The following is a 25,956-nucleotide window of genomic DNA, read 5'->3' as shown; positions in this document are numbered from 1 at the left end:
TAAGCTCTTCAGCGCCGATGGTAGTTGGGGGCTGTCCCCCTGCAAGAGTAGGACGTTGCCAAGCAAACGAGAGAATAGCGAGATATAGCTATTCTTTTTTTTTTTTTTTTGCCAAATAAATTCCAGGTGCCAGGCACCATCCAAAAATATCCATATAAAATGATATTCAGTTTGTTTTTTTAAGTATATAAATAGAAAAATAGAGCAAACTATATAGGGAGGAGGGGTTTGTATGGGGAATGATCAAAGGGTTGGGGAAGTGTGCATTATTTGTGAGCTGGAGAAGTTGAGGGGGATTCATTTATATACTTCTTTTATATGTTTGGATTGTGAGAAGGATATGATTCATACGGAGACGGGTGAGCCAAATTATCAATACTATATTCGAAAGTTGAAAAAGGTGAATAGTCCTAAAGCTTATTCCTAGAATGTGAGTTCTATAGACAATATCTATAGAACTTCTTTCAGTTATTTTTTCAGTCGTTACTTCATTTACCTTATAGTATGATAGTGGAAAATGATGTTTGAAAGGAAAGGATTGTATAAGTGTGGATCAAAGGAAAACTCCTATTATAGATGTTTTAAATCATTTTGTTGAACAGCAAAATGTGTCGTTTCATGTTCCAGGTCATAAAAATGGTCAAATTATCTCAAGTCAATTTCCGCCCGATTTTTCTCACTTTCTTCAATTTGATGTGACGGAATTAACGGGGCTAGACGATTTTCACTCACCAAGTGGGATGATTGCCGAGGGGCAAAGGCTTTTAACAGATCTTTATCAAACTAGGAAAAGCTACTTTCTTGTAAATGGTAGTACTGTAGGAAATCTAGCGATGATCTTGTCTGTTTGTGAAGAGGGTGACACTGTTTTTGTTCAAAGGAATTGTCATAAGTCCATTTTACATGCACTTATGATCGCGAAGGTTGAACCGGTTTTTTTGGAACCGGAATATGATGCGAAACTCCGTGTTGCGAATGGTGTTGCTTTATCCACTATTAAACTAGCATTACGCAAATTTCCACAGGTAAAAGCCGTTGTATTAACCTATCCCAATTATTATGGTTTGACCTATGAATTGCAGGAAATAATTAAGCTTATTCATGATAGAGGAGGATATGTACTAGTAGATGAGGCTCATGGACCTCATTTTATTATAGGGAAACCTTTCCCTGAAAGTTCTCTTTTAAAAGGGGCAGATATCGTCATCCAATCTGCTCATAAAATGTTGCCCGCGATGACTATGGGGTCGTTTTTACATGTGAATGGGGGAAAGGTTTCAATAGAACGGCTTGAATTCTATTTACATGCCTTACAATCCAGTAGTCCTTCTTATCCTATTATGGCCTCTTTAGATTTGGCTAGATCGTATGTAGCGAGCTTTAACAAGGAGGATATTGATTACACATTAAAACAGAGAGAAGACTTTATAGACCTTCTTCAAAAGAAGGAGTTAGAAGTCATTACGGCTGATCCACTCACGGATCCGTTAAAACTAGTTGTGAGAAATAACACCATCTCGGGTTATGGACTGCAAAAACAGTTAGAAGACTATGGAGTTTATACTGAATTAGCTGATCCATATCAGGTCTTATTTGTTCTTCCATTATTAAAAAAAGGGATGGACCATTTTTATGAAAAAGCCGTGAAGAAATTGGTTGATTTTCGTTGTCAAAGAGGCAATCAAACTACTAATCTTGTAGATTCAATAGAAGGGAACCTAAAAGTCTCCAAACTAGCTATTTCTTATAAGGACATGAAGGACCGAAAAGAAAGGTGGATTCCATTGGACAAAGCTGTGGGGGAAGTTTCGTCTAAAATGGTGATTCCTTATCCACCGGGCATCCCTTTGTTCATGCAAGGAGAAGAAATTACAAAAGAACAAGTTGTCGTGCTCCAAGTACTAAAGAGAAATGGAGCCCATATACAGGGGGATCATCGGCTAGAAGATAATCAAGTGGCTGTTTTCTGTTGAGGAGAACAGGTTTGCTAGGATAGCAAATATTTATTTTTAATTCGGAGGCAAATCATGATACGATTACTTTTAATGAATGATTTTTGGAGGTTACATCATGGGAAAAGGGCTGTTTATTACAGTAGAAGGTCCTGAGGGGGCTGGTAAAACAACGATTTTAACCAAATTAGCGAATACATTAAAAGAAAATGGCCATCATGTCTTGCTTACGAGAGAACCGGGTGGCATTGCTATTTCTGAACAAATTAGAGAAGTAATATTGAATAAAGAGAATATTATGATGGACGCGAAAACGGAAGCATTACTATATGCTGCAGCCCGCAGACAGCATTTAGTGGAAAAAGTGATCCCTCATTTAGAAAAAGGAGCTATCGTACTTTGCGACCGTTTTATTGATAGTTCACTTGTATATCAGGGATATGCCCGCGGGTTAGGGATCGAAGAAGTACTCACCATTAATCAATTCGCGATTGAAAACACTATGCCAGATGTGACGCTTTTATTCGATCTTGATCCAGAAATTGGACTGGAACGAATAAAGGCAAACGAAGAAAGAGAAGTGAATCGTTTAGACTTAGAAACGCTTGAATTTCATCAACGTGTACGTGAAGGATATTTATTAGTACAAAAGCGATTTTCTGAAAGAATCATAAAGGTGAATGCTGAATTGCCACTGGTCGAAGTGTATGAAGAAGTATGGAATGTGATAAAAAAAATTATGGAGCAACAGAGTGAATGAAAAAATAATCGTGGATCCATAGCCTTGCAATCAATCATTGATCTCCTAAGGTATTTATTTTTCAAAATAGAGCACGGAATATTGGACAAAATGTTTTCCATCTGCTAACAGTTCTATTTCTTGTTATAATATAGAAAAGAGGTTTAGGAGGATTTAAGTAAAGATGAAATTGATTTTGGCGGTAGTACAAGATCAAGATAGCAATAGGCTGTCCCAGGCACTTGTTGAACATCATTTCAGAGCAACAAAGTTGGCGAGCACAGGTGGATTCCTTAAATCTGGAAACACAACATTTATTATTGGGATAGAAGATATTCGTGTTCAGAAGGCGTTGGATGTTATAAAGGATAATTGCCAATCAAGGGATCAGTTGGTTGCGCCAGTTTCACCACTTGGGGGGAATGCAAATTCTTATGTACCATATCCTGTGGAAGTAGAAGTTGGTGGGGCAACGGTCTTTGTTTTACCAGTTGAACAATTCCATCAGTTTTAACGGGGGATACTAAGATGAAAATTAACCAGGACTTACGTGTAGGTGTGGACCAAGTCCGTAGTGAACATAAGCATTTTGCAAACAATAAGAATCAATTCGGTCTTTTGGTCCAAGAACATGATCAAAAAATGAAGACAGAACAATTGGGGAAGTTACTAGGTGACATTGAAGGTGCTGGTAATCGTTTAGCACGGTCCCGTACATTTCAGGATTTGGCCAAATATAAAACATTAGTAAAACGGTTTATACGTGAGACAGTAGAGTACGGGATGGGGTTAAAACAATCCCATACATGGAATCATTTTGGAGAAGGAAGACAGCTAAAGACAGTAGAAAAAATTGATGAAAAATTAATTGAATTAACAGATACGATGATGAATAAAGAGAAGAAGTCGATGGACATTCTTGAACAAATTGGAGAAATAAAAGGCTTATTAATTAATTTATACACATAGGCGGGGATTGGTTTGACTAGAAATTGGGATGAAATGAAAAAGGCACAGCCAACGGTTCTACACATGATCGCAAATAGTATAAATAAAAACCGCGTGGCCCATGCTTATCTCTTTGAGGGAGAAAAAGGTACTGGGAAAATGGACGTAGCGCTTCTCTTTGCGAAAAGTATGTTTTGCCTTCAGCCAGTTCGACAGTTATTCCCGTGTGAACAATGTGTAAATTGTAAGCGTATTGACCACCACAATCATCCGGATTTACATGTGATAGAACCAGATGGTCAATCGATTAAGAAACATCAAATAAATGATTTACAAAAAGAGTTTAGTAAATCATCAGTAGAATCGAATAAGAAAATGTACATTATCAATCATGCAGATAAGATGACAAATAATGCAGCAAATAGTCTATTAAAGTTTTTGGAGGAGCCGAATTCCAACACAACGGCTATTTTGATCACTGAGCAGATACATAAAATGTTGCCGACCATTTTATCTCGCTGCCAAGTCATTGCTTTCCAAACTCTCCCCCCCCACATTTTACAGAAAAGACTTCTTGAGGAAGATGTTCATCCTTCAATGGCAACCCTAACATCAAGGATCACGAATAATTACCAAGAGGCCTTACTGTTAAGTCAAGATGAGTGGTTTGCACAAGCACGTATAATAATGTTAAAATTATATGAAGCGCTTCAAAAAAGCCCACTAGAAGCTATGTTGAAGCTTCAAGAAGAATTTTTTGGACACTTTAAAGATAAACAACAAGTAGATCGAGCTTTAGATCTTTTATTATTAATATATAAAGATTTATTAATCCTACAATTAGGGAAAAAAGAGTCATTGGCCTTTCCTGATCAACAAGCTTTATTTGAAAAGACGGTTCTCCAACTCTCATTAAATCGTTTATCGGAACAATTGACTTATATTTTAGAAAGTAAACGCAAGTTGCATGGCAATATGAACCTACATTTGTTAATGGAACAGCTTGTGTTAAAACTACAGGGGGGATCATCCTGTGTATGAAGTAATAGGCGTACGATTTAAAAAGGCGGGGAAAATCTATTATTTTGATCCTGGCGAATTAGATATCCAAAAGGATAATTATGTGATCGTTGAAACTGTCCGCGGAGTTGAATATGGCAAGGCAGTCATAGGGCGGAAACAGGTAGATGAACACGATGTTGTCTTACCTTTAAAAAAGGTCATTCGGATTGCCGATCAGAAAGACCGTTTAATTGTAATGGAAAATAAAACGGCTGCACAAGAAGCATATCAAGTTTGTTGTACAAAAATTGGTGAACATCAATTAGATATGAAATTAGTAGATGTGGAATATACGTTTGATCGAAATAAAGTAATTTTTTACTTTACTGCAGATGGAAGAGTTGACTTTCGAGAGTTAGTGAAGGATTTAGCTGCCATTTTCCGAACAAGAATTGAACTTCGACAAATCGGTGTACGCGATGAAGCGAAAATGCTAGGGGGAATTGGACCTTGTGGCAGAATGCTTTGCTGTTCGACATTTTTAGGGGACTTTGAACCCGTATCAATTAAAATGGCAAAAGATCAAAATCTTTCATTGAATCCAACGAAAATATCGGGTTTATGTGGAAGATTAATGTGTTGCTTAAAGTATGAAAATGACGAGTACGAAACAGCGAAAGAGGAAATGCCGGATATTGGAGAATCCGTGAAAACCCCACAAGGCAATGGAAAAGTAGTAGGTCTAAATATACTAGAGCGAATCCTTCTAGTAGAGCTAACGGAGCGAGGGGACATTATTGAATATGCCCTTGATGAAATTAAAAATGAAGGTGCCGTTTCAGTACAGACCACAGAATAATGGGGTGGAATGAGTGGATAGAAAAGAGTTCTTTAATTCAGTCGGTCATATGGAATTTCAAATTGGACAATTATATCAACAGTTGGGAGATTTAAGACAAAATCTTAAGGAAATCATTGAAGAAAATAACTCCTTAAAGTTGGAAAATGAACATTTGCGTCGGAGACTGGAGCAACTAGAGAACTCACGAAGTCAAAACACTCCATCTAACATTGAGAATAAACAGGAAAAACATCTTGTGAGAGGAATGGATATTGGAGAGGGTTATGATAATTTAGCTAGGCTTTATCAGGAAGGCTTTCATATTTGTAATGTTCATTTTGGAAGTCCACGGAAAGATGAAGACTGCTTGTTTTGCCTATCATTTTTAAATAAAAAATAAAATTGTTTAAAATGAATGAAATTAGGCTTGTATTCTTTTTTCTATTTCTCCTCGGAAATTTTTAAACGATTCATCAATAGAAGTAGTAGGGGCTGTCTCATTTGGGGGATTAACCCCGCAAATTCATCTAATTCTAGAATTGCTTTTGTCACTTCAATACTAGAAATAGAGTTGCGGAGTTTTAGAACCTTTGGATTGAAGACAGCTCCATTTTTATGTTTTGCAGAGTTTGCAGTTCCATTATTTTTATTTTTTTGTATGGAGGAAGTATGATGGTGCAGTTAATGGGTGATGAACGATTGGATTATTTACTTGCGGAGGATCTACGAATTATCCAAAGTCCTTCCGTTTTTGCTTTTTCCTTAGATGCTGTTTTGTTAGCGAGGTTTACTTATGTTCCTATACAGAAGGGGAATATTGTCGATCTTTGTTCTGGGAATGGGGTAATTCCCTTGCTATTAAGTACGAGGTCGAAGGGAAAGATATATGGGGTTGAAATTCAAAAACGCCTTTATCATATGGGGGTTCGCAGTATTGAGTACAATCAATTATCACATCAAATCGAAATGATTCATGGTGATTTAAAAAATGCTCCAAAAACATTAGGGTATTCTAAGTATGATGTCGTAACATGCAATCCCCCGTATTTTATTACACCTTCTAATAAAGAAATCAATGAAAATCAACATCTGGCGATTGCTAGACATGAAATATACTGTACTTTAGAAGATTGCATCCGTGTAAGTAGTGAATTGCTTAAACAGGGGGGAAAAGCAAGCTTTGTACATAGACCAGGAAGATTACTTGATCTCATTACGTTAATGAGAAAATATCGCTTAGAACCGAAGCGGATTCAGTTCGTCTATCCGAAAATGGGGAAAGAGGCAAATACCATTCTCGTTGAGGGGATAAAAGATGGACGACCTGATTTAAAAATCTTACCTCCTTTATTTGTATATGATGAAAACAATGAATACACACCAGAGATTAGAGTGATTTTATATGGAGACAAATAAAAATGAACATTATTTTTATGTTTTAGAGTGTAGTGATGGTACATATTACGGTGGATATTCAACAGATGTAAACCGGCGCATTGAGCAACATAATAATGGGAAAGGTGCCAAGTATACACGAGGTCGCACCCCTGTCAAGCTATTGTACTCTGAAAGTTTTGAAGAAAAGGGAGATGCGCTTAGGGCTGAGATCTCCTTTAAAAAACTAAGTCGACAACAGAAGGAATATTTTTTGCAAGAAAGGAGGAGTGAGAATTGATTCATCATCAAAAAAGTTTCGTGCAAGATGAGTTTAATGGTGCTGTCTATTTGGTTCCTACCCCCATTGGGAATTTAGAAGATATGACATTTCGCGCTGTGCGGGTGTTGAAGGAAGTACAAGTAATAGCGGCTGAAGATACAAGAAATACAAAAAAGCTATGCCATTACTTTGAAATTTCTACTCCTATTATTAGTTATCACGAGCATAATAAGGAAGCAAGTGGTCGAAATATTATCGAACGGCTAAAAAAAGGGGAAAAGGTCGCATTAGTAAGTGATGCGGGAATGCCTGCGATTTCAGATCCAGGTTATGAGCTTGTTCTACAGGCGATTGAAGAAGAAATTCCTGTCATCCCACTGCCTGGCGCAAACGCAGCACTGACGGCATTGATTGCATCTGGAATACAGACACAACCCTTTTTGTTTTTCGGCTTTTTAGACCGGCAGAAGAAAGCGAAAAAACAACAGCTGTTACTATTAAAGAAATATAAAGACACTGTGATATTATATGAGTCCCCACACCGATTAAAGGAAACATTAGAATGTGCTCTTGATGTATTAGGAAACCGTAAAATCGTTCTTTGCCGTGAATTGACGAAGAAATTTGAAGAATTTTTACGCGGGAATATTCAAGAGGCACTAGAATGGGCAAAGAATGAGAAGATTTTAGGAGAGTTTTGTCTAATTATAGAAGGAAGTCGAGAAGAATTTGAGGAGGGAGATGCTTCTGCTTGGTGGAGTGACTTTACGATTGTAGACCATGTTAATTTCTATATTCAAGAAAAGCAACTCCATTCTAAAGAGGCCATCAAGCAAACAGCAAAAGACCGAGGTTTACCTAAGAGGGAAGTTTATCAAGAATACCATGTAAGATGAGTATGACAAATGTGAACTGATCCCATACAAATAAAAAAGCTTTCCTTGTTAGTTTAAGGAAAGCTTTTTTACTATCTAGGAAACTATAAAATTTTGAACTGTGGATAAGCCTTTAAAAAATGTGGTCCACGTCTAGCTCCAGCGCCTATCGTCTAGTGAATTTCTCCGTTTTCTTCCTTCGATAAGTCAACATCAGCTCGTGGACTACCTCGCTCTCGTTTCCTTTATCTCAATCTAAACTTGCGAAATCCGTACGCCGATGTGTAGGGCGCTTGCGCATTTGTTTCTAAAAGATTATTTCGTTACATGAAATGATTCTTGAATTTCTTTTAATAATTGTTCTGCTCCTTCACGGCTTAAAATTAATTTACCGCCAGCAAGTTTAACATTATCATCAGAAACTTCACCAGTGATTTGACATGTCATACTTGGTTTATATTTTTTTAGGATGATTTTATCGTCGTCTACATAAATTTCTAATGCATCCTTTTCAGCAATTCCAAGTGTACGGCGAAGTTCGATAGGAATAACGACACGGCCAAGTTCATCTACTTTACGAACAATTCCAGTTGATTTCATTAATGAAAACTCCTCTCAGGATTTTTTATATTTGTTTAGGAAACTATAGAATTTAGAACTGTGGATCATTTTTTAAAAATGTGGTCCACGTCTAGCTCCAGCGCCTATCGGCTAGCGCATTTGTTTTTTAATAGATTCGTCATTTTTCGACAAATTTTTTGTTGATGACTATATAATACCAACCATCTTTATTTACGTCAACAAGAAAATGTAATTTTTCTAAAAAATGTAATAGGTAAAAATATGATAATATCAAGGTATATCAGCGTTTTTTTACTATATTTTCCCGCAAAAAATATTTTTTTACATTAAAAGGTTTGTGGTTTTTTGTCGAATAATAGGGGGGATATCCTATTAAAATAATTAATTGAATATTGTTTACAAGAATGTAGGAATAAGAGAAAATATAGAAGAGAAGCATTTGGTTGCAGTTTCTTAATGGATTATGTATATTTTGTTCATATAAGCGGTAATGATGGACAATAGATAAGAATGTAGGAATGTCCAATCTAGACAGGTTCTCACTGTTAAGCTCTCTAGCCGTTCGGTGAGGGCTTTTCTATATCATTTGCGAGGAGGTTTCTTAGTTGGGAGAAAAGAATAAAACATTTTATATAACAACTCCAATTTATTATCCAAGCGGTAATTTACATATTGGCCATGCATATACGACAGTGGCTGGAGATGCAATGGCGCGGTACAAGCGGATGCGTGGTTATGAAGTCATGTATTTAACAGGTACAGATGAACATGGTCAGAAGATTCAAAGAAATGCAGAAGAAAAAGGTGTTCATCCACAAAAATATGTAGATGAAATCGTTTCTGGAATACAAGAATTATGGAAAAAATTGGATATATCGTATGATGACTTCATTCGTACGACACAAGATCGTCATAAGAAAATAGTAGAAAAGATTTTTAAACAATTATTAGACCAGGGAGATATTTATCTAGATCAATACGAAGGTTGGTATTGTACTCCTTGTGAATCCTTTTTCACTGAAAGACAATTAGAGCACGGAAACTGTCCAGATTGTGGCAGAGGAGTAGAGAAGGTAAAAGAGGAATCTTACTTCTTTAAAATGAGTAAATATGTTGATAGACTTCTTCAGTATTATGAAGAAAATCCTGAGTTTATTCAGCCTGAATCTAGAAAAAATGAAATGATTAATAACTTTATCAAACCTGGTTTGGAAGATTTAGCTGTATCTAGGACGACATTTGATTGGGGGATTAAAGTTCCTGGAGATCCCAAACATGTAATTTACGTCTGGATTGATGCGTTAACAAACTATATCACTGTACTTGGCTATGGTACGGATGATGATTCAAAATATCAACAATTTTGGCCAGCGGATGTACATTTAGTTGGAAAGGAAATCGTTCGTTTTCATACTATTTATTGGCCTATTATGCTCATGGCATTGGATCTTCCATTACCGAAAAAGGTTTTTGCACATGGATGGCTGTTGATGAAAGACGGGAAAATGTCTAAATCAAAAGGGAATGTGGTCGATCCCGTTACTCTCATTGACCGATATGGCTTAGATGCACTCCGTTATTATTTACTTCGTGAAGTTCCTTTTGGATCAGATGGGGTGTTCACACCAGAAGGATTTATCGAGCGGATTAATTTCGATTTAGCGAATGACTTAGGGAACTTATTAAATCGAACAATCGCGATGGTGAATAAGTATTTTGATGGAGTAATTCCAACCTACCAAGGTTCAGAAGGGAAATTTGAGCATGAACTTTTGGAAATGAATAAAGAAGCCGTACAAAAATATGAAGAAGCAATGGATCAGATGGAATTCTCCGTTGCATTAAGTGCTGTTTGGCAACTTATTAGCCGCACGAATAAGTATATTGATGAGACACAGCCGTGGATTCTAGCAAAAGATGAGAATAAACGAAGCGAACTTGCAGATGTCATGGTTCATTTAGCAGAATCATTGAGAAGAGTAGCGATATTATTACAACCATTTTTGACTGAAACTCCAAATGGAATTTTCAAACAATTAAATATTAATGAGGAATTTTATACTTCATGGGATAGTTTAGCGCAATTTGGACAAATTCCTGAAGGCACGACTGTTGTGAAAAAAGGCAAACCGATCTTCCCTAGACTGGAGTTAGAGGATGAAGTTGCCTTTATTAAGGAAAAAATGCAAGGCAAGCAAACAGCTCCAAAAGTAGAAAAGAAAGATGAAAATCCACCAAATGAAATCACTATTGATGATTTCATGAAAATGGATTTACGAGTAGCTGAAGTGATCAAAGCGGAGCCGGTGAAAAAAGCGGACAAGTTATTAAAACTCCAACTCGATTTGGGAGATGAAAAACGACAAGTTGTTTCTGGAATAGCACAATATTATCAACCAGAAGAACTAGTTGGAAAAAAGGTCATCTGTGTGACGAACTTAAAACCTGTTAAACTTCGTGGGGAACTTTCACAAGGAATGATTTTGGCTGGGTCCCAAGATGGTAAATTATCATTAGCGACGATTGATGATTCGTTACCTAATGGAGCACGAGTGAAATAATTCTTTATAGAGCAGGGGAATCCCCTGCTCTTTTCTGTGCGACGGGCAGTCGTCTTCGCATTTGGTAGGACTCGCTTTCGTTTCCTTTATCTCAGTCGAAGACTACGAAATCCGTACGCCAATGATTGAGGCACGTGTGCTTTTGTTCATAACATAGAATGTTTCACGTGGAACAGTTTTCGACGTGTTCTTCTATGTTTGTTTTTTTATGACAATTTGCGCATGTTATTATAGGTGGATTCCGACAAAAGTAGGCAATTTTTAGTTATTCTTTTTAGTTAGAATCATGAATTTTGGGAAAAAATAACCGTATTCATTACAGTTCATTAACAAATAGTAGGACATGCAAGTTCAATTTGTAAGGAGAATGTTACGTTGTTGTGAACAAAGTAACGGTATTCTGTACTAAAATGAAAAAGTAATTTAAAGGAGAGAGAAATTACATGCTTTTTGATACTCATGTTCATTTAAATGATGAACAATATGATCAAGATTTAGATAAAGTGATCAATCGTGCGAAAGAAACTGGTGTTACCAATATGATTGTAGTTGGTTTTGATCAACGAACCATTGAAAAGGCAATGGATTTGATTGAGAAGTATGATTTTCTTTATGCCAGTGTTGGTTGGCACCCAGTTGATGCAATCGATATGAAAGAGGAACATCTACAATGGCTTGAGGAGTTATCAAATCATCCAAAAGTTGTTGCATTGGGTGAGATGGGTCTTGATTATCATTGGGACAAGTCTCCTAAGGAAGTCCAAAAGGAAGTGTTCCGGAAGCAAATTCAATTGGCCAAAAGGGTGAAGTTGCCAATTATTATACACAATCGTGAGGCTACTGAAGACATTGTAACCATAATAAAAGAAGAAGAAGCTGCAGAAGTAGGGGGAATCATGCACTGTTTCAGTGGGAGTGTAGAAACGGCTAAAGAATGTATGGATATGAACTTTTATATTTCTTTAGGTGGACCCGTTACATTTAAAAATGCGAAGAAGCCGAAAGAGGTAGCAGCTGAGGTTCCACTCGATCGATTATTAATTGAAACAGATTGTCCCTATTTAGCTCCCCATCCTTATAGAGGAAAGAGAAATGAACCTGCATTAGTGAAACTAGTAGCAGAACAGATTGCTGAAATAAAAGGTCTATCATTAGAGGAAATTGCCTCACAAACGAATAGAAATGCAAAGAAATTATTCGGCATTTCTTGATAGCGTAAACCGTCGATTTATATGAGAGAATGTCAGATTCTTTTTATATTCTAAATAGTTCTACATGTCTCTTTTCTCTCATAGTATATCTATGTCGATAAGTCACTCTTTCCTTTTTTGCTATAAGTCATCATAATAAATGATAAATTTTCCAACTAGATTGATAGGGTTGACGGTCGAAATAGTAGTCTAACTTATTAATGTGAGAGAAGGAGGCATTTTTCATGAAGAAAAATTCCGGAAAAGATGTTTTACCCAGGTTAACGAAGAAGAATAAGATTGTAGCAATTGCTACTAGTATTGTAGTTCTAGCTTCATCAGCAGGGTTTTTAACTTATGAAGGTACGAAGAAAACAGTCGCTATGACGATAGATGGTGAAAAACAAGTAGTAAAAACCCATGCAGATACAGTTGGAGATGTGTTGAAAGAAATGGATGTCCAGCTGAAAGACCATGATTATATATCTCCATCTGTTAAAACAGCAGTCAAAGAGAATATAAAGGTTGTATGGGAACCTGCTAGAAAAGTGAAGGTTGTCATGGATGACGAAGAAAAGTCGATTTGGACAACTGCAGACACAGTCAAAGAGTTAATTGATGAACATAAGATTTCTCTAGGGGAGTATGATAAGGCACACCCTGGTTTGGATAAGCCGGTAAAATCGAATATGAAAGTTAAAATCGAACGGGCATTTCCAATTACATTGGTCGATGGGGAAGAACAGAAAAAGTTATGGTCTACTTCGACTACGGTCGCTGACTTTTTGAAACAACGAGGAGTAACTTTAAATAAACTAGACCGAGTAGAGCCGAGTTTAGAGCAGGTTGTAAAAGCGGACGATTCCATTCAAATTGTTCGTGTTAAAAAGGTCACCGATGTAGTGGAAGAACCGAAAGCATTTGCCGTTGTTACAAAAAATGATTCTAGCTTATTAAAAGGGCAAGAAAAAGTGGTAAAAGAAGGAGTAAACGGAGTTGTCTCTAAGACATACGAAGTTGTACTTGAAAATGGAAAAGAAGTATCCCGAAATCTATTAGCAGAAAAAACGTTAAAGGAAAGCAGCGATAAAGTTGTCTCTGTGGGAACAAAGGTCATGACAGCCCAGGTTTCAAGGGGACCGAGTGAATCTGGTCGTGAAATGCATGTAACGGCAACAGCTTATACAGCCCATTGTAATGGCTGTTCGGGTGTGACGGCGACAGGGATTAATTTACGAGCTAATCCTAATTTGAAAGTGATCGCTGTGGACCCAAATGTCATTCCTTTAGGAACAAAAGTATATGTAGAAGGATATGGATATGCGGTCGCTGGGGATACTGGTGGTGCTATAAAAGGAAATAGAATTGATGTATTTGTTCCATCAAAAGATCAAGCAAGAAACTGGGGACGGAAATCAGTCAAAATCCGTATATTAAATTAATTTTAAAGCAGAGGAATGGCCCTCTGCTTTTTATTTTTGGTTACAAACTATATAATAAACAAATAGATTGTAAAGTTTAATTGGAGGAAATAATGAAAATTAAAGAAATTGTGGTCGTTGAAGGAAAAGATGATACCATAGCCATTCAAAGAGCCGTAAATGCTGATACGATTGAAACGAACGGATCGGCTGTTAATAGGGAAACAATTGAAAAAATCAAATTGGCACAAAAGATTCGGGGTGTCATTGTTTTTACGGATCCTGATATGCCGGGAGAAAGAATCCGTAAAATCATTGCTCAACATGTCCAAAATTGTAAACATGCTTTTATTACCAAAAATAAAGCAAGACCTAAAAATGGAAAGGGAATTGGAGTTGAACACGCCTCCGATACTGATATAAGGGAAGCGTTAAAAGACGCTCAAATCATGGAAGTGGAAGCAGAAGAGCAAATAACAAAAGAAGATTTAATGAATGCTGGATTAATCGGTGGTGACCGAGCAAAACCAAGAAGGGAAAAGCTTGGGGAAAAATTAAAGATTGGTTATACGAACGGAAAACAATTATATAAGCGTTTGCTCATGTTCCAAATAACAAAGGAACAATTTTATCATGCATTGGAAGAAGTTTTACAGGAGGAAATGGAATGAAGGATATTGCAACTCCTACACGTACAAAGGAAATTCTAAATAAATATGGTTTTTCTTTTAAGAAAAGCTTAGGTCAAAACTTTTTAATTGATCCTAATATATTGAAGCGAATTACGTCGGAAGCCAATCTTTCGAAAGAAACAGGAGTGATCGAAATTGGCCCGGGGATCGGGGCATTAACGGAACATCTTGCACGTACATCCGGAAAAGTCATCGCCTTTGAGATTGACCAAAGGCTATTGCCAATTTTAGAGGACACACTTCAACCTTATAATAATATAAAAATTATCCATAAAGATATTTTAAAAGCGAATGTGCAGTCGGTCATTGAAGAAGAATTGAAAGATTATAAAGAATTAATGGTAGTCGCCAATCTTCCATATTATGTCACAACCCCAATCATTTTGAAATTATTATCTGAAAATCTCCCGATTGATGGTATTGTTGTTATGCTTCAGAAAGAAGTGGCGGATCGTATTTCGGCTAAACCTGGGACTAAAGAGTATGGTTCACTATCGATTGCCATTCAATACTATACAGAAGCGGAGATAGCATTTATTGTACCAAAAACCGTTTTCATGCCACAGCCAAATGTTGACTCTGCTATTATTCATTTGACAAAACGTGAACAGCCTGCTGTTTTCGTGGAAAGTGAAGAATTTTTCTTTACGGTGACACGTGCTGCTTTTGCTCAAAGAAGAAAAACGATTTTAAATAACTTAACAAGTCAATTGCCAGAAGGAAAATCTAAAAAGGATATGATTATCAAAGCACTTGAAACGGCGGAAATAGATCCTTCCCGTAGAGGAGAATCCCTTTCCTTACAACAATTCGCCACATTAGCTAATGCTTTATATCCGTCCTTTGCTTAAAAAGACATCTTACTTGTCTTGAGGAGCGGCCGATTCATGTATTTATGTCGGTCACTCCTTTTTTATTTTTGTTTTGAAAGCTATAAAGTGAAACTCAGCTCCCCCCCTCGCTGTGTTTCCTTTATCTCAGTCGAAGCTTACGAAATTCGTACGCCGATGTTCAAGTTGCTTTCGCATTTGGTGTCGTCTAGCTCCAGCGCCTATCGGCTAGCGAATATCTCCGTCTTCTCCCTCCGATAAGTCAACATCAGCTCGAACCCCCCTCGCTGTGTTTCCTTTATCTCAGTCGAAGCCTGCGAAATTCGTACGCCGATGTTCAAGCCGCTTTCGCATTTGGTGACGTCTAGCTCCAGCGCCTATCGGCTAGCGAATTTCTTCGTCTTCTCCCTCCGATAAGTCAACAACAGCTCGAAACCCCCCTCGCTGTGTTTCCTTTATCTCAGTCGAAGCCTGCGAAATTCGTACGCCGATGTTCAAGCCACTTTCGCATTTGGTGTCGTCTAGCTCCAGCGCCTATCGGCTAGCGAATATCTCCGTCTTCTCCCTCCGATAAGTCAACATCAGCTCGAACCCCCCTCGCTGTGTTTCCTTTATCTCAGTCGAAGCCTACGAAATTCGTACGCCGATGTTCAAGCCGCTTTCGCATTTGGGGAGGTATTCACCCTTTTGTTTTTTTTGCATAGGTTAACAAAGAGATCGTTACTTTTTAATTGGAGATGGCGAAAATGAAACTTCAAAAGAATGAAATTGTCGGTCGCCTTTCCTACCAATGTGATATGCTGTTTCGGGTCATTGATATTATAATGATGGACGGGGAAGAGACGGCAATATTATATGGGGAAGATTATCGTTTAATAGCGGATGCGCCTTTGTTTGATTTGGTTCCATTAGATACAAAGAAAAGACAGGAAATATCAAAACATGAAAGATCGTTGGAAAAACAATCTTTTGAATTATTTTGTCAAGACCTACATTTAATTAAGGAAAGACAACTTTATGAAACAACAACTGGATATCAACGTGATCTAAATATATTTCAAATTCCAGGGAGAGTGCTCCACATTGATGGGGACCCATCTTATTTAAGGAAATGTCTTGATGTGTACAAAGAAATAGGTGTTCCAGTTATAGGGGTTTATTGTCAGGAAAATGAAATGCCAAATAAAATTGATGTATTATTGGATCGATACCGGCCTGATATATTAGTTATAACGGGGCATGATGCTTATTCGAAATCCAAAGGAAAAAAATCTGATATAAATGCCTATCGGAATTCAAAGTTTTTTGCACAGACCGTTCATAATGCTAGAAAACGAACTCCAAATTTAGATCAACTTATTATTTTTGCAGGAGCCTGTCAGTCCCATTTTGAATCACTTATTCGCGCTGGAGCAAATTTTGCTAGTTCACCTTCTCGAATTAATATTCATGCTCTGGATCCTGTTTATATCGTTTCAAAAATTAGCTTTACTCCCTTTCAACAGTCCATCAATGTATGGGACGCATTAAAAAATACATTAACGGGTGATAAAGGATTGGGAGGAATCGAAACGAAAGGGATCTTGAGGACAGGAATGCCATATCAATCCCATATAGATGATTAGCCGCTTTGAATACCCATTCATTCGGCTATTTTTATTTGCTTTTTTTCATCAAAAATAATCCTTTACATAGAAAAGGAAATTATGGGCATGATATGAATGTAGAAAAAAAGACAAAATTGAGGAATAAAATATATTGACAATAGGGGTTGGTCGTTGATAAAATAATAAATTTGTTTGACAAAAGGTTGACCCCATGGTATAATTTTATATAGTGAGGTGGAAGCGAATGGGAAAAACATTAGCGGACATTAAGAACGCACTGGACTCTAATTTAGGGAAAAGACTTTTGTTGAAAGCTAATGGTGGTCGAAGAAAGACAATCGAACGTTCCGGAGTACTGGCTGAAACATATCCGTCTATTTTTGTAGTAGAGTTGGATCAGGAAGAAAACGCCTTTGAAAGAGTTTCTTACAGTTATGCAGATGTTTTAACAGAAACTGTAGAATTGACATTTTATGAAGACAACACTGGGAGTTTAGCAATAGGACAGCAGTAGACAAATTGTTTACTGCTTTTTATTTTGTCTTAAAATAAAACTTCATTCAGCGGGAGCTTATATTCCCGTTTGCGACAGGTTATAATTGCTTTCTCAAGCAACTATATTTTTTACATCATAAATTTCCCCCTTATACTTAGGCTGTGTTAAAAGCTAAAGTTGACTTAATATTTTGATTGGAGCGGTAAGAGTAGCACCTGAAGTGGAAATCCACTGTCAAGTTAAACAAGTCTAAATTTCAAAGTACAATAAATGGATTATTTCCCTCACATTCATTTTCTGGGGAAAGTTCCCCCTTATGAAGGTGAGAAAAAGGGGAAAGATATTCATACGGCCATTTTAAAGGGGGATGTATAATGGGTAGAAGACGGGGCATTATGTCTGAACGCTTTAAAGAAGAGCTGGCTAAAGAGCTTGGATTTTACGATGTGGTTCAAAAAGAAGGTTGGGGCGGCATTCGAGCGCGAGATGCCGGTAATATGGTAAAACGAGCGATTGAAATAGCGGAACAACAGCTCAGTAATAAGCAATAACCTAATAATATTTCCAAAAGGCCGTAAAGAACTGAAGGTTTTCTCTTCAGTTCTTTTTTTACTCCTCATTTATTGATACAATAAAGTGAATCTTCGCGTGTAGGTCACTACCAGCAAGATAAGAATAAAATTAATTGGCAAAGAAAATTGAAACCTCCCTTTTCTCAGAAAAGCGGATATGTTAAAATAACGTGTTTAAAACAGAGATGAATGTTATTATTTACATAAAAACTAGGCTGTTCGTGGTAAAGTAGGTGTATAAGATGAAATTACTAATGAAGGCTCCAGCAAAGATCAATCTGTCTTTAGATGTTCTATACAAACGTCCTGATGGTTATCATGAGGTTGAAATGGTGATGACAACAATTGACTTGGCAGACAGGATTGAGCTAGCTGAAATAAAAGGAAATCAAATTAAAATGGTTTCACATAATCGATTTGTCCCAGATGATGAGAGAAATTTAGCCTTTCAAGCGGCTAAAATTCTAAAAGAACGTTTCAAAGTCAATCGAGGTGTCTCAATCACCATTGACAAGGTAATACCAGTGGCAGCTGGTCTTGCAGGTGGGAGCAGTGATGCCGCTGCGACATTAAAAGGTTTAAATCAATTATGGAACTTAGGATTAACCTTGGATGAATTAGCGAGAATTGGATCAGAAATTGGATCGGACGTTGCTTTTTGTATATACGGCGGAACGGCCCTTGCACGCGGTCGCGGAGAAAAAATTGAAAGATTACCTGCACCGCCTAATTGTTGGGTGATCCTAGCGAAGCCAACAATCGGTGTTTCAACTTCGGACGTGTACCGCAATTTAAAAGTTAATGAACTACAACATCCAAATATGAAGGCGATGATTGATTCGATTGTCCAACAAGATTATGAAGGTGTCTGCAAGAATATGGGGAATGTACTGGAGTCTGTTACATTAAAGATGCATCCTGAAGTACAACATATTAAAGACCAAATGAAGAGATTTGGAGCAGACGCTGTTCTAATGAGTGGGAGCGGTCCTACAGTATTCGGATTAGTGCAACATGATTCAAGAATGCAAAGGATCTACAATGGCCTAAGAGGGTTTTGTGACCAAGTATATGCCGTAAGACTGATTGGTGCCCCAGAAGGTATTGTTTAAACCCGTATATTAATGATATATTATTTCTAAACATTCGGTTTTATAGGAGGTCAGATGGGATGAAATTCCGTCGGAGCGAGCGTCTGATTGATATGACACATTACCTTTTAGAACATCCACGGCAACTTGTTCCTTTAACCTTTTTTGCAGAGAGATACGGTTCAGCTAAATCCTCTATTAGTGAAGACTTGGCCATAGTAAGGGAAACTTTTGAGCAAAGAGGAATTGGTACATTGCAAACGGTCCCTGGTGCAGCTGGAGGGGTAAAGTACTTTTCAAAAGTAAGTCAACAAGATGCTAGAATCTTTATACATGAGCTTTGCCAACAAATTGAAAAACCTGAAAGATTATTACCAGGTGGTTATCTTTATATGACGGATTTATTAGGGAATCCGCAAACCACTCATAAAGTGGGGAAATTATTAGCCGCTGCATATGCCGAAACAGATATTGATGTGATTATGACGATGGCTACTAAGGGAATCCCAATCGCACATGCAGTAGCCACTCATTTAAATGTACCTGTTGTCATCGTCAGACGGGATAGTAAGGTAACAGAAGGGCCTACTGTCAGTATCAATTATGTTTCAGGATCGTCTAAACGGATTGAAACGATGGTGTTATCAAAGCGCAGTTTAAAAGAAGGATCAAAGGTATTAATTGTCGATGACTTTATGAAAGCTGGCGGTACTGTTAATGGGATGAGAAGTCTTTTGCGGGAATTTAACGGTACAGTCGCAGGCATTGCTGTTCTAGTAGAAGCTGAACATGTCGAAGAGCGCCTAGTCGATGATTACCTATCATTAGTGAAGCTACAGAATGTCGATGCAAAAGAAAATGAAATTACAGTCGTCGAGGGCAATTACTTCTCAAAGGGGAAAGGTTTTTTGCCTCATTCCTAACAATGAGGCAATTCCTTCCTTCTTAAGGGGAATAGGTGAGAAGGTCATCAGAAGTGCAAAAAATTTCGGGAAGTACGCAAATTTTTCGAGAACTACTCAAAAACCTGAGGATAAGCGCAAATTTAGCGAGAAGTAGCACAAAAGTCCAAGAGAAATAGCTAAATCCCTGTGAGAAATATGCAAAAAATGAAAAATAGCGTGGATTTTGAAAAAAAACATAGTCAAGCGGATTACCAGAATTTCGAAAAAATACCTTAAATGATGTATGATAAAGTGGTATAATAGATCATCTCTTACAAAAGCATAGGTAAATCTAAAGAGTTTATTGTCTTAAGAGAATTAAGAATATTATGAAAAGGGGGGAGTTCCGAATGGAGATGATTTCTACGAAGGAAGCACCAGCAGCCATCGGACCATATTCACAAGGAATAATTGTAAATAATATGTTTTATAGTTCTGGGCAAATTCCATTGACAAAAGAGGGAGTGATGGTAGAAGGGGATGTGTCCAAACAAACACATCAAGTCTTTCATAATCTTCAAGCCGTATTGGAAGAAGCAGGTACTTCATTTGAAAATGTAATCAAAACAACTGTTTTTCTTGCGGATATGAATGATTTTTCCGAAGTCAATGAGATATATAGTGGATATTTTCGTGATCATAAACCAGCTCGTTCTTGTGTTGAAGTAGCAAAACTACCAAAAGACGCAAAAGTTGAAATAGAAGTTATTGCACTCGTGAAATAATTGCGAGTGTTTTTTGTTATTTAGGAAACACACTGGAATTATTGGTAAAGTTTAGTCCTTTTTTAAAAAAAGTTCGTATAAAAGAAGGAATATTAAAAAAATTGTTGAATATATGTAATAGATTTGAGTCTAGGTAAAGGTGGTGAACAAAATGGAAGTAACAGATGTAAGATTACGCCGAGTGAATACTGATGGTCGAATGAGGGCTATTGCTTCAATTACGCTTGATAATGAGTTTGTTGTACATGATATCCGTGTAATTGATGGGAATAATGGCCTTTTTGTAGCAATGCCTAGTAAACGTACTCCAGATGGAGAGTTTCGTGATATTGCTCATCCGATTAATTCTAGTACACGTGGTAAGATCCAAGACGCAGTGTTAGCAGAGTACCATCGTTTAGGTGAATTAGAAGAAGTGGAATTAGAAGAAGCAGGTGCTTCCTAAAAGAATATAATGCAACAAGAGCCTACTTCAAAAGTATGGCTCTTTTTTCGTGGGGTGGCCCCCAGTATTAGTTATTGACATGGATGAACTCCCATTTTTTCGCTATACGATAAAGCAATTGTTATTTTTTCACGGATCATTAAAAAATGTGAATTCCAAGTAGATTATACAATTCCTGATAGTTATTTGCTTATTTTGAACCCCTTATAGACTTCCGAAAGTAATTCTCTCTTCCACCCCACCCAAAATACCCCAAGACCCAAATGACAAAAATTTGTACTTTTCTAACTTACCTTGAAAATGTGGCTTTTTTGAGATATATTCATTATGGACAAAAAGGTTATAGGGGGACCCTATATGACGAAAACTTACGCTATTATATTAGCTGCGGGACAGGGTACTAGAATGAAATCAAAATTATATAAAGTCCTACACCCTGTTTGTGGCAAACCAATGGTTGAACATGTTGTTGACCAGATTAATGCTTTACATACAGATAAAATTGTAACGATTGTTGGACATGGTGCGGAGAAAGTCAAGGTACATCTTGGGGATCAATGCGAATTTGCCATTCAAGAGGAACAATTAGGAACTGCACATGCTGTTATGCAAGCTGAATCTTTATTAGCAAATGAGCCGGGAACGACTCTTGTTATTTGTGGAGACACCCCGCTTATAAAATCTGAGACGATGGAAGCGCTTATCAATCATCATAATACTCAGAAAGCAAAAGCGACTATTCTTACAGGGTATGCAGAGGATCCGACTGGATACGGGAGAATTATCCGAAATGATCAAGGGAATGTTGAACGGATCGTTGAACATAAAGATGCGTCTGTAGAAGAGAGAAAGGTAAAGGAAATCAATACAGGGACATACTGTTTTGATAATATTGCTTTATTCGAAGCATTGAAGAAAGTGAATAATGATAATATTCAAGGTGAGTATTACCTGCCAGATGTGATTGAAATCTTAAAATCTGAAGGTGAAATTGTTTCCGCCTATCAAACTGATGATTTCGATGAGACATTAGGAGTGAATGACCGAGTTGCCTTGAATGAGGCAGAACGATTAATGAGAAAACGCATTAATGAACAACATATGAGAAATGGTGTAACGATTATTGACTCGAATAATACGTATATAGGTACTGATGTTACGATCGGTTCCGATACAGTCATTTATCCTGGTACTACTCTTACCGGAAACGTAACCATTGGAGAAGAATGCATCATTGGACCAAATTCTGAAATTAAAGATTGCTTCGTAGGCAACCAAACGACAATTCGGCAATCAGTTGCTTATGATAGCTCAATTGGATCTCATGTGCAAATTGGCCCATTCTCACATATTCGGCCGAATTCCTCCGTTTCTGATGATGTAAAAATTGGAAACTTCGTTGAGATTAAGAAATCAACATTCGGTCAAGGTAGTAAAGCTTCGCATTTAAGCTATATCGGTGATGCTGAAGTAGGAGATGGGGTCAATATAGGTTGTGGTTCTATCACTGTGAACTATGATGGCAAAAATAAATATCTAACTAAGATTGAAGATGGGGTATTTGTAGGTTGTAATTCTAATTTAGTTGCACCAGTAACGATTGGGAAGGGCTCTTACATAGCTGCAGGTTCAACCATTACAGACCATGTTCCAAGCGAAGCCTTGTCTATTGCGCGTGCTCGCCAGGTTAATAAAGAAAATTATGTTCAAAAATTAAACCAAAACAAAAAATAATTCGGAGGTCCACCATGCTTAACCAGTATTTAGATCCAAATTTAAAGATATTCTCACTAAACTCTAATCCAGAATTAGCTAAGGAAATTGCTGACTTTGTTGGTGTAGAGCTAGGTAAATGTTCCGTTAGACGCTTTAGTGATGGGGAAATTCAAATTAATATTGAAGAAAGCATTCGTGGTTGCGATGTATATGTCATTCAATCCACAAGCTCACCAGTAAATGATAATCTAATGGAAACACTTATCATGGTGGATGCGTTAAAACGTGCATCTGCTCGTACGATTAATGTTGTATTACCTTATTATGGATATGCACGTCAAGATCGTAAAGCACGTGCACGTGAACCAATTACAGCCAAATTAGTGGCCAATTTGTTAGAAACATCAGGAGCAACTCGCGTTATTTCTCTTGACCTGCATGCACCGCAAATACAAGGATTCTTTGATATTTTAATTGATCATCTTATGGGTGTACCTATTTTAGCGGATTACTTTAGTAAAAAAGATTTTTGTGACGATATTGTCGTTGTTTCTCCTGACCACGGTGGAGTTACGCGTGCTCGTAAAATGGCAGAAAGATTAAAGGCACCAATTGCTATTATTGATAAACGTCGACCAAAACCGAATGTCGCAGAAGTGATGAATATTGTTGGCAATATTGAAGGGAAAGTTGCTATTTTAATTGATGATATTATCGACACAGCTGGAACCATTACTTTAGCAGCCAACGCTTTAGTAGAAAATGGTGCTAAAGAAGTATATGCTTGTTGTACACATCCTGTTTTATCTGGACCAGCTATTGAACGTATTGAGAATTCAAATATTAAAGAACTCGTTGTAACGAATTCGATTGCCCTAGACGGAGAGAAAAAGATTGAAAAACTTGTACAACTTTCTGTTGCTCCACTAATTGGAGAAGCAATTATTCGTGTACATGAAAACCAATCAGTAAGTACTTTATTTGATTGACGACTTTTTAGAGGCTTCAGCATCAGTGCTGAGGTCTCTTTTATTTGCTTTTAAAAGTCCTTTTTTTCTAAGATAGAGAGTCGAATATAGGAATTAAGTAATGGAATACCCCTTATTTCTCTTCTAGGAAAATATGCAAAATAAATAAGGATAAAATGTTTAGAGTGGAGAGTTTTAGGGAAACTATTAAAGAGGACTAAAATATTTTAATTGAATTGGAAGGGGATTTTTATTCATGACTGCTTTATTAGAAGCAACAAAACGGGATAATTTCCGTAAATCAGCTTTAGCGAAAATTCGCAAAGAAGGGAACATTCCTGCGGTTGTGTATGGAAAGACTTTTAATGGTGAAGCGATTGCAATAAATAGTATGCAATTACTTAAGACGTTACAAGAAAATGGACGTAATGGTGTTATTTCACTTAGTATACAAGGTGACAAACATAATGTTGTATTGCAAGATTATCAAGAAGATCATCTGAAAAATGAAATTGTACATGCTGATTTCTTAGAAGTTGATTTATCATCAGAGATTACGGCACCTGTTCGTGTCAACTTAGTGGGAACAGCCGCTGGGGTAAAAGATGGTGGGGTTCTTCAACAACCATTATTTGAAATTAATATTACGGCAAAAGTAAGTGATATGCCAGACGAAATTAATGTAGATGTTTCAAATCTTCAAGTAGAGGAAGTTATTTCTGTTGGTGACATCAAGGATCAATTCAACTTCGAATTTAACCATGAAGACTCTGAAACAATCGTGTCTATCCTTGCACCAAGACAGGAAGAGGAAATTGATTCAGGGGAAGAACAAGAACCAGGTGTTCCAGATCGTGAAGAGGGACGCGAATAATAGAAGGACGGTTTCATAAAGACATAGCTAGTGGGCTATGTCTTTTATTTTTCCTTTTTTTAATTATAGAAGTAAATAAATGGATCCCTTTACTCGAAAAAATAGTTGCTTGGCAGGAGTCATAGAATTTCTTCTAACGAATCACATACAATATGATAAAATCAATATAACTTATAAATATAAGTTTTTATTTTTTGTGTATAATGAAAAGAAGGAATCTGAGGTGTAAAAGATGAAATTATTAGTAGGGTTAGGTAATCCTGGACCTCGTTTCGATGGTACACGGCATAATATTGGGTTTGAAGTGATCGATGAATTAGCTAGTCGGTTTGGTGTAACATTAAATCAAGCAAAGCATAAAGGGATCTATTCATCTATTCAAAAGGGAACGGAGAAGCTCATACTACTAAAACCTCTTACATACATGAATTTATCCGGTGAAAGCATTGGGGAGGTTATGCGTTATTATAAAATTGAAACAAAAGATCTTTTAATTATATATGATGACTTAGACTTGCCTGTTGGGAAAATTCGCCTACGCCAAAAAGGCAGTGCTGGCGGTCATAATGGAATAAAATCCACTATTGCTCACGTAGGAACTCAGAACTTTAACCGAATAAGAATTGGAGTGGATCGTCCAAAAGGCGATATTCCAGTTCCGGATTATGTGTTAGGAAAGTTCTCCAAAGAGGAGAGAGTGATGATGAATGAAATGGTTCAAAAAAGCGCAGATGCTTGCGAGGCGTGGATCGAACAACCTTTCATCGAAGTCATGAATGAATTTAATAAATAAAAAATGAATATCCTCCTTTATGTAAGTACATAATATATAAAAAGCTATGTCATAAAGGAGGAAGATACTCCATGGCGATTCATTATCGTTGTCGTCATTGTGGTACGAATATTGGGAGTATTGACCAAAGTGCCATCTCAACAGAACAACTTGGTTTGCAACTCTTATCAACTGACGAAAGAAAAGAGATGGTGCAATATGAAAGGAACGGGGACGTAAACATTTCGACCATTTGCGAGGATTGCCAAGAATCCTTAGAAAGAAACCCAGAATTTCATCAATACGATTATTTTATTCATTAAAAGCTTTGGATCAAAGTCCAAAGCATTTTTCTGTTATTAGAAAAGCGGAGGCGACTGTAAGCGGCGACAAGCAATTGCCAAGATCCGTAAGAGGGAGTTCTTTTCCCACTGAAGGAGATTGTCAATTGACCTC

General features: G+C 37.1%; 29 protein-coding genes. 28 read left to right on the top strand and 1 reads right to left on the bottom strand.

Annotated elements, in window-relative coordinates; translation table 11 throughout:
- The first annotated feature begins 232 nt into the window (after positions 1–232).
- The 11 genes from J2S13_RS13115 to rsmI all read left to right on the top strand — a co-directional run bounded on the left by J2S13_RS13115 (position 233) and on the right by rsmI (position 8,035).
- The gene (locus J2S13_RS13115) at positions 233–427 is read left to right on the top strand and encodes a sigma factor G inhibitor Gin (RefSeq protein ID WP_307258224.1); all 195 of its coding nucleotides are present in this window, start codon (positions 233–235) and stop codon (positions 425–427) included.
- 121 nt (positions 428–548) lie between these two features.
- A complete protein-coding gene (locus J2S13_RS13110; protein ID WP_307258223.1) occupies positions 549–1,973 on the top strand; it encodes an aminotransferase class I/II-fold pyridoxal phosphate-dependent enzyme in 1,425 nt (474 codons plus the stop codon).
- 97 nt (positions 1,974–2,070) lie between these two features.
- Positions 2,071–2,712: a dTMP kinase gene (tmk, locus tag J2S13_RS13105; protein WP_307258222.1), complete on the top strand. Its 642-nt coding sequence runs from the start codon at positions 2,071–2,073 to the stop codon at positions 2,710–2,712.
- A 163-nt stretch (positions 2,713–2,875) separates the two neighbouring features.
- Entirely contained in the window at positions 2,876–3,205 is a 330-nt protein-coding gene (gene darA / locus J2S13_RS13100) for a cyclic di-AMP receptor DarA (protein WP_307258221.1), read from the top strand.
- A gap of 14 nt (positions 3,206–3,219) precedes the next feature.
- A complete protein-coding gene (locus J2S13_RS13095; RefSeq protein ID WP_307258220.1) occupies positions 3,220–3,660 on the top strand; it encodes a YaaR family protein in 441 nt (146 codons plus the stop codon).
- 12 nt (positions 3,661–3,672) lie between these two features.
- Positions 3,673–4,680: a DNA polymerase III subunit delta' gene (gene holB / locus J2S13_RS13090; protein ID WP_307258219.1), complete on the top strand. Its 1,008-nt coding sequence runs from the start codon at positions 3,673–3,675 to the stop codon at positions 4,678–4,680.
- Positions 4,673–5,500: a PSP1 domain-containing protein gene (locus tag J2S13_RS13085; protein WP_307258218.1), complete on the top strand. Its 828-nt coding sequence runs from the start codon at positions 4,673–4,675 to the stop codon at positions 5,498–5,500. Before holB ends, J2S13_RS13085 begins: the two co-directional genes overlap by 8 nt.
- A gap of 13 nt (positions 5,501–5,513) precedes the next feature.
- Positions 5,514–5,882 carry a DNA replication initiation control protein YabA gene (yabA, locus tag J2S13_RS13080; RefSeq protein ID WP_307258217.1) on the top strand — a complete coding sequence of 123 codons (369 nt, stop codon included), beginning with the start codon at positions 5,514–5,516 and terminating at the stop codon, positions 5,880–5,882.
- A gap of 272 nt (positions 5,883–6,154) precedes the next feature.
- The gene (locus J2S13_RS13075) at positions 6,155–6,898 is read left to right on the top strand and encodes a tRNA1(Val) (adenine(37)-N6)-methyltransferase (protein WP_307258216.1); all 744 of its coding nucleotides are present in this window, start codon (positions 6,155–6,157) and stop codon (positions 6,896–6,898) included.
- Positions 6,885–7,157, top strand: coding sequence for a GIY-YIG nuclease family protein (locus J2S13_RS13070; protein WP_307258215.1), 273 nt, complete (start codon positions 6,885–6,887; stop codon positions 7,155–7,157). The genes J2S13_RS13075 and J2S13_RS13070 overlap by 14 nt, the downstream gene beginning before the upstream one ends.
- Positions 7,157–8,035, top strand: a complete 879-nt coding sequence (gene rsmI, locus J2S13_RS13065) for a 16S rRNA (cytidine(1402)-2'-O)-methyltransferase (RefSeq protein WP_307258225.1) — start codon at positions 7,157–7,159, stop codon at positions 8,033–8,035. Before J2S13_RS13070 ends, rsmI begins: the two co-directional genes overlap by 1 nt.
- 294 nt (positions 8,036–8,329) lie before the next feature.
- Here rsmI and abrB read toward each other — a convergent pair whose 3' ends face one another.
- Complete coding sequence (gene abrB, locus J2S13_RS13060; RefSeq protein ID WP_307258214.1) at positions 8,330–8,614, bottom strand: transition state genes transcriptional regulator AbrB; 285 nt, start codon at positions 8,612–8,614, stop codon at positions 8,330–8,332.
- 587 nt (positions 8,615–9,201) lie between these two features.
- Between abrB and metG the strand changes: the two genes are divergently transcribed.
- From metG to fin, 17 genes are all read left to right on the top strand, one after another.
- Positions 9,202–11,157: a methionine--tRNA ligase gene (metG, locus tag J2S13_RS13055; RefSeq protein ID WP_307258213.1), complete on the top strand. Its 1,956-nt coding sequence runs from the start codon at positions 9,202–9,204 to the stop codon at positions 11,155–11,157.
- Positions 11,158–11,600: 443 nt separating this feature from the next.
- Complete coding sequence (locus J2S13_RS13050; protein WP_307258212.1) at positions 11,601–12,368, top strand: TatD family hydrolase; 768 nt, start codon at positions 11,601–11,603, stop codon at positions 12,366–12,368.
- Positions 12,369–12,592: 224 nt separating this feature from the next.
- Positions 12,593–13,789 carry a resuscitation-promoting factor gene (locus tag J2S13_RS13045; protein ID WP_307258211.1) on the top strand — a complete coding sequence of 399 codons (1,197 nt, stop codon included), beginning with the start codon at positions 12,593–12,595 and terminating at the stop codon, positions 13,787–13,789.
- A 92-nt stretch (positions 13,790–13,881) separates the two neighbouring features.
- Positions 13,882–14,439 (top strand): ribonuclease M5, encoded by a 558-nt coding sequence (gene rnmV, locus J2S13_RS13040; protein WP_307258210.1) that lies wholly within the window; start codon positions 13,882–13,884, stop codon positions 14,437–14,439.
- Positions 14,436–15,311: a 16S rRNA (adenine(1518)-N(6)/adenine(1519)-N(6))-dimethyltransferase RsmA gene (gene rsmA / locus J2S13_RS13035; protein WP_307258209.1), complete on the top strand. Its 876-nt coding sequence runs from the start codon at positions 14,436–14,438 to the stop codon at positions 15,309–15,311. Before rnmV ends, rsmA begins: the two co-directional genes overlap by 4 nt.
- A gap of 725 nt (positions 15,312–16,036) precedes the next feature.
- Positions 16,037–16,915 (top strand): sporulation peptidase YabG, encoded by an 879-nt coding sequence (gene yabG / locus J2S13_RS13030; RefSeq protein ID WP_307258208.1) that lies wholly within the window; start codon positions 16,037–16,039, stop codon positions 16,913–16,915.
- Positions 16,916–17,141: 226 nt separating this feature from the next.
- On the top strand, positions 17,142–17,411 hold the full coding sequence (gene veg, locus J2S13_RS13025; RefSeq protein ID WP_307258207.1) for a biofilm formation stimulator Veg: 270 nt from the start codon (positions 17,142–17,144) through the stop codon (positions 17,409–17,411).
- Between the two features lie 356 nt (positions 17,412–17,767).
- Positions 17,768–17,944 carry a small, acid-soluble spore protein, alpha/beta type gene (locus J2S13_RS13020; RefSeq protein WP_307258206.1) on the top strand — a complete coding sequence of 59 codons (177 nt, stop codon included), beginning with the start codon at positions 17,768–17,770 and terminating at the stop codon, positions 17,942–17,944.
- Between the two features lie 263 nt (positions 17,945–18,207).
- A complete protein-coding gene (gene ispE / locus J2S13_RS13015) occupies positions 18,208–19,077 on the top strand; it encodes a 4-(cytidine 5'-diphospho)-2-C-methyl-D-erythritol kinase (RefSeq protein WP_307258204.1) in 870 nt (289 codons plus the stop codon).
- A gap of 59 nt (positions 19,078–19,136) precedes the next feature.
- Complete coding sequence (gene purR, locus J2S13_RS13010) at positions 19,137–19,979, top strand: pur operon repressor (protein WP_307258202.1); 843 nt, start codon at positions 19,137–19,139, stop codon at positions 19,977–19,979.
- A 371-nt stretch (positions 19,980–20,350) separates the two neighbouring features.
- Positions 20,351–20,725, top strand: a complete 375-nt coding sequence (locus J2S13_RS13005) for a RidA family protein (protein WP_307258201.1) — start codon at positions 20,351–20,353, stop codon at positions 20,723–20,725.
- Positions 20,726–20,876: 151 nt separating this feature from the next.
- On the top strand, positions 20,877–21,170 hold the full coding sequence (gene spoVG, locus J2S13_RS13000; protein WP_307258200.1) for a septation regulator SpoVG: 294 nt from the start codon (positions 20,877–20,879) through the stop codon (positions 21,168–21,170).
- A 357-nt stretch (positions 21,171–21,527) separates the two neighbouring features.
- Positions 21,528–22,904: a bifunctional UDP-N-acetylglucosamine diphosphorylase/glucosamine-1-phosphate N-acetyltransferase GlmU gene (gene glmU / locus J2S13_RS12995; RefSeq protein WP_307258199.1), complete on the top strand. Its 1,377-nt coding sequence runs from the start codon at positions 21,528–21,530 to the stop codon at positions 22,902–22,904.
- A gap of 14 nt (positions 22,905–22,918) precedes the next feature.
- Positions 22,919–23,875, top strand: a complete 957-nt coding sequence (locus J2S13_RS12990; protein WP_307258198.1) for a ribose-phosphate diphosphokinase — start codon at positions 22,919–22,921, stop codon at positions 23,873–23,875.
- 235 nt (positions 23,876–24,110) lie between these two features.
- Positions 24,111–24,728, top strand: a complete 618-nt coding sequence (locus J2S13_RS12985; RefSeq protein WP_307258197.1) for a 50S ribosomal protein L25/general stress protein Ctc — start codon at positions 24,111–24,113, stop codon at positions 24,726–24,728.
- A 232-nt stretch (positions 24,729–24,960) separates the two neighbouring features.
- Positions 24,961–25,521: an aminoacyl-tRNA hydrolase gene (gene pth / locus J2S13_RS12980; RefSeq protein WP_307258196.1), complete on the top strand. Its 561-nt coding sequence runs from the start codon at positions 24,961–24,963 to the stop codon at positions 25,519–25,521.
- A gap of 71 nt (positions 25,522–25,592) precedes the next feature.
- Positions 25,593–25,823, top strand: a complete 231-nt coding sequence (gene fin, locus J2S13_RS12975) for an anti-sigma-F factor Fin (RefSeq protein WP_307258195.1) — start codon at positions 25,593–25,595, stop codon at positions 25,821–25,823.
- The last annotated feature ends 133 nt before the right edge of the window (positions 25,824–25,956 follow it).

Origin of the sequence: Oikeobacillus pervagus, from assembly GCF_030813365.1 — a bacterium.
GTDB lineage: Bacteria > Bacillota > Bacilli > Bacillales > DSM-23947 > Oikeobacillus > Oikeobacillus pervagus.
The sequence above is the reverse complement of the archived record's forward strand: the minus strand, read 5'-3'. Positions and strand labels throughout refer to the sequence as shown.

Coding starts and splice junctions, on each gene's coding strand:
- J2S13_RS13050 (WP_307258212.1), top strand. CDS start 11,601: ATGCTTTTTGATACTCATGTTCATTTAAATGATGAACAATATGATCAA.
- rnmV (WP_307258210.1), top strand. CDS start 13,882: ATGAAAATTAAAGAAATTGTGGTCGTTGAAGGAAAAGATGATACCATA.
- J2S13_RS13075 (WP_307258216.1), top strand. CDS start 6,155: ATGGTGCAGTTAATGGGTGATGAACGATTGGATTATTTACTTGCGGAG.
- pth (WP_307258196.1), top strand. CDS start 24,961: ATGAAATTATTAGTAGGGTTAGGTAATCCTGGACCTCGTTTCGATGGT.
- ispE (WP_307258204.1), top strand. CDS start 18,208: ATGAAATTACTAATGAAGGCTCCAGCAAAGATCAATCTGTCTTTAGAT.
- J2S13_RS13005 (WP_307258201.1), top strand. CDS start 20,351: ATGGAGATGATTTCTACGAAGGAAGCACCAGCAGCCATCGGACCATAT.
- glmU (WP_307258199.1), top strand. CDS start 21,528: ATGACGAAAACTTACGCTATTATATTAGCTGCGGGACAGGGTACTAGA.
- purR (WP_307258202.1), top strand. CDS start 19,137: ATGAAATTCCGTCGGAGCGAGCGTCTGATTGATATGACACATTACCTT.
- fin (WP_307258195.1), top strand. CDS start 25,593: ATGGCGATTCATTATCGTTGTCGTCATTGTGGTACGAATATTGGGAGT.
- J2S13_RS13070 (WP_307258215.1), top strand. CDS start 6,885: ATGGAGACAAATAAAAATGAACATTATTTTTATGTTTTAGAGTGTAGT.
- rsmA (WP_307258209.1), top strand. CDS start 14,436: ATGAAGGATATTGCAACTCCTACACGTACAAAGGAAATTCTAAATAAA.
- J2S13_RS13115 (WP_307258224.1), top strand. CDS start 233: ATGGGGAATGATCAAAGGGTTGGGGAAGTGTGCATTATTTGTGAGCTG.
- darA (WP_307258221.1), top strand. CDS start 2,876: ATGAAATTGATTTTGGCGGTAGTACAAGATCAAGATAGCAATAGGCTG.
- J2S13_RS13095 (WP_307258220.1), top strand. CDS start 3,220: ATGAAAATTAACCAGGACTTACGTGTAGGTGTGGACCAAGTCCGTAGT.
- J2S13_RS13020 (WP_307258206.1), top strand. CDS start 17,768: ATGGGTAGAAGACGGGGCATTATGTCTGAACGCTTTAAAGAAGAGCTG.
- J2S13_RS12990 (WP_307258198.1), top strand. CDS start 22,919: ATGCTTAACCAGTATTTAGATCCAAATTTAAAGATATTCTCACTAAAC.
- J2S13_RS12985 (WP_307258197.1), top strand. CDS start 24,111: ATGACTGCTTTATTAGAAGCAACAAAACGGGATAATTTCCGTAAATCA.
- yabG (WP_307258208.1), top strand. CDS start 16,037: ATGAAACTTCAAAAGAATGAAATTGTCGGTCGCCTTTCCTACCAATGT.
- J2S13_RS13045 (WP_307258211.1), top strand. CDS start 12,593: ATGAAGAAAAATTCCGGAAAAGATGTTTTACCCAGGTTAACGAAGAAG.
- spoVG (WP_307258200.1), top strand. CDS start 20,877: ATGGAAGTAACAGATGTAAGATTACGCCGAGTGAATACTGATGGTCGA.
- veg (WP_307258207.1), top strand. CDS start 17,142: ATGGGAAAAACATTAGCGGACATTAAGAACGCACTGGACTCTAATTTA.
- tmk (WP_307258222.1), top strand. CDS start 2,071: ATGGGAAAAGGGCTGTTTATTACAGTAGAAGGTCCTGAGGGGGCTGGT.
- abrB (WP_307258214.1), bottom strand. CDS start 8,614: ATGAAATCAACTGGAATTGTTCGTAAAGTAGATGAACTTGGCCGTGTC.